Annotated in this window: 2 protein-coding genes; both read right to left on the bottom strand. The window is 73.2% G+C overall.

The window, feature by feature from the left end:
- Window positions 1–62: 62 nt before the first annotated feature.
- Window positions 63–521: an NUDIX hydrolase gene (locus HCN56_RS24780; protein ID WP_312871440.1), complete on the bottom strand. Its 459-nt coding sequence runs from the start codon at window positions 519–521 to the stop codon at window positions 63–65.
- A complete protein-coding gene (locus HCN56_RS24775) occupies window positions 505–2,772 on the bottom strand; it encodes an RNA degradosome polyphosphate kinase (protein ID WP_167974779.1) in 2,268 nt (755 codons plus the stop codon). The genes HCN56_RS24780 and HCN56_RS24775 overlap by 17 nt, the downstream gene beginning before the upstream one ends.
- Window positions 2,773–3,084 lie beyond the last annotated feature (312 nt).

Raw genomic sequence — 3,084 nt, 5'->3', positions numbered from 1 at the left:
GGGGGGCGCCCGCCGGACGGACACCCCACCCGGCCGGGACCGTCGCACCCGCCCCGGTCGGGTCAGCCAGCCGCCGGCGAGCCGGCGCCGGCCGTCGTGGGGGCCTCGCCGTCCCAGGCCGCCGCGGCGGCGTCGAGCAGCGGGCGGTCCCACGGGTTGGAGAGGTGACGGCGGGCCGTCGACGGGTCGAGCCAGACCATGCGGTCCACCTCGTCGTTGGGCACGAACGCCCCGCTGGTCGCGCGTGCCTCCCAATAGGTGACGACCTTCGGCCGGTCCTCCGCCGTGTAGCGGGTGGTGGGGAGCCGGGCGCCGAGTTCGCAGCGCATACCGGTCTCCTCCAGCACCTCGCGCACCGCCGCGTCGGCCTCGCTCTCCCCGGCCATCAGCTTGCCCTTCGGGTGCGACCAGTCGTCGTAGCGGGGGCGGTGGATCAGGGCCACCTCCACCGCGCCGTCCTTCGGTCGGCGGCGCCACAGGACGCAGCCGGCCGCGCGCACCAGCTCAGTTTCCGCTGCCACGTCGTTTCCTCCGTGCCTCGATGAGGGTCTCTTGCATGTCCCGCAGGGGGGCGCCGTCCTCATCGACGGCGTGGCGGGTCCAGCTGCCGTCCGGGCCCAGGTGCCAGGAGGCGGTGGAGTCGGACGTCCCCGTCGCCAGCAGGCGGTTCAGGGTGTGCCGGTGGGCCGGGTCGGCGACCTTGACCAGCACCTCGATGCGCCGGTCCAGGTTGCGGTGCATCAGGTCGGGGCTGCCGAGCCAGACCTCGGTGTCGCCACCGCTGCCGAACGCGTAGACCCGGGAGTGCTCCAGGAAGCGGCCGAGGATCGACCGCACCCGGATGTTCTCCGACAGTCCGGGTACCCCGGGTCGGAGCGCGCAGATGCCGCGTACCCAGATGTCGACCGGAACACCCGCCTGGGAGGCGCGGTACAGCGCGTCGATGACCCGCTCGTCCACGATGGAGTTGACCTTGATCCGCACCGCCGCCGGGCGGCCCTCGCGGTGGTTGACGACCTCCCGCCGGATACGGCTTATCAACCCGTCCCGCAGCGAGCGCGGGGCGACCAGCAGCCGGCGGTAGTTGTCCCGACGGCTGTAGCCGGACAGCCGGTTGAAGAGGTCGGAGAGGTCCGCGCCGACGTCGGGGTCGGCGGTGAGCAGCCCGATGTCCTCGTACATCCGGGCCGTCTTCGGGTGGTAGTTGCCGGTGCCGATGTGGGCGTAGCGCCGCAGGTGGTCGCCCTCCTGCCGGACGACGAGGCAGAGCTTGCTGTGCGTCTTGAGCCCGACGAGGCCGTAGACGACGTGGCAGCCGGCCTGTTCGAGCTTGCGCGCCCACTTGATGTTGGCGTGCTCGTCGAACCGCGCCTTGATCTCGACCAGCACCAGCACCTGCTTGCCGGACTCGGCGGCGTCGATCAGGGCGTCCACGATCGGGGAGTCACCCGAGGTCCGGTACAGCGTCTGCTTGATGGCGAGGACGTCCGGGTCGGCGGCCGCCTGCTCCACGAACAGCTGCACCGAGGTGGAGAACGAGTCGTACGGGTGGTGGAGCAGCACGTCCCGTTCGCGGACCGCGCCGAAGATGTCGGGCGCGGTCGCGGACTCGACCTCCGCCAGGTCGCGGTGGGTGCCGGCGATGAACTTGGGGAACTTCAGCTCGGGCCGGTCCAGCGAGGCGATGTCGTCGAGTCCGGTGAGGTCCAGCGGCCCGGCGAGGGCGAAGACCTCCTCCTCGGTGATCTTCAACTCGCGGATCAGCAGGTCCAGCACCTCGCGGTCGATGGAGCGCTCGACCTCCAGCCGGACCGGCGGCCCGAAGCGGCGGCGCAGCAGCTCCTTCTCCAGCGCCTGGAGCAGGTTCTCCGCGTCGTCCTCCTCGACCTCCAGGTCCTCGTTCCGGGTGACCCGGAAGATGTGGTGGTCGAGTACCTCCATTCCGGGGAACAGCTCCTCCAGATGGGCGGCGATCACGTCCTCGACGGGGACGTACCGCTGGGCCGACGCCTCCAGGAACCGGGCCAGCAGCGGCGGCACCTTCACGCGGGCGAAGTGCTTGTGGCCGGTCGCGGGGTTGCGGACCACCACGGCCAGGTTGAGGGAGAGCCCGGAGATGTAGGGGAAGGGGTGCGCCGGGTCCACGGCCAGCGGCGTCAGCACCGGGAAGATGCGCTTGCGGAAGAACGAGAACAGGCGCGTCTGCTCCTGCTCGGTGAGGTCCGGCCAGCGCAGCAGGTGGATGCCCTCGGCCGCCAGCGCCGGGGAGACGGTGCGCTCGAAGCACTCGGCCTGCCGCTCCATGAGCGCCCGGCTGCTGGTCCAGATCGTTTCCAGGACGTCGCGGGGGCGGCGGCCGGAGGCCGCGCGGGTGGCGACGCCGGTGGCGATCCGCCGCTTGAGGCCGGCGACGCGCACCATGAAGAACTCGTCGAGGTTGCTGGCGAAGATCGACAGGAAGCGGGCCCGCTCCAGCAGCGGGGTCGACTCGTCCTCGGCCAGTTCCAGCACCCGCTGGTTGAACGCCAGCCAGCTGCGCTCGCGGTCCAGGAAGCGGTCGTGCGGCAGCTCGGCGTGCTCGGGGCTGCGCGGCCCGGCGTCCCCGCCGGTGCGCTCGTCCGCGTGCTGCTCGGCGTGGTCCGGCGGGCCGGGGGCCTCGACGGCGACCGCGGAGCCGGCGGTCGGGGCCGTGGCCGCGGTCCGGGTGGAGAGGTCGGGCGACGGGTCCGCGGTCGTGGCCGGGGGCTCCGCGGGGGCGGGCGCCGGCGTGATGTGCTCGGGTTCGGTCCTCTCGCCCGCGGCCTCGTGCTCGGCCGCCTCGCTCGCGGCGTCGTCGCTCGCGGCCCCCTCGCTCGCCGCGTCGTCGTTCCGGCTGTCGTCGAGGGCGGCGATGCTGTCGCCCGGGGCGTCGCCGTCAGGAGAGTCACCGCCCGGGGCGTCGCCGTCGGAGGTGTCGCCGCCCGGGGTGCCGTCGGCCGCGTCGGGGCGGGTCGCCGGGCGCGCGGGGGGCGGCTCGACGGTCAGAGTGCGGTGTCGGAACAGGGCCGCCTGTTGCTGCGGGGCGGCCCCCGTGAAGGTGTGCGG

It is taken from the genome of Streptomyces lonarensis (genome assembly GCF_012033735.1).
Lineage (GTDB): Bacteria > Actinomycetota > Actinomycetes > Streptomycetales > Streptomycetaceae > Streptomyces > Streptomyces lonarensis.
Note: the sequence above shows the minus strand (reverse complement) of the source record. Positions and strands in the feature narration are given on the sequence as shown.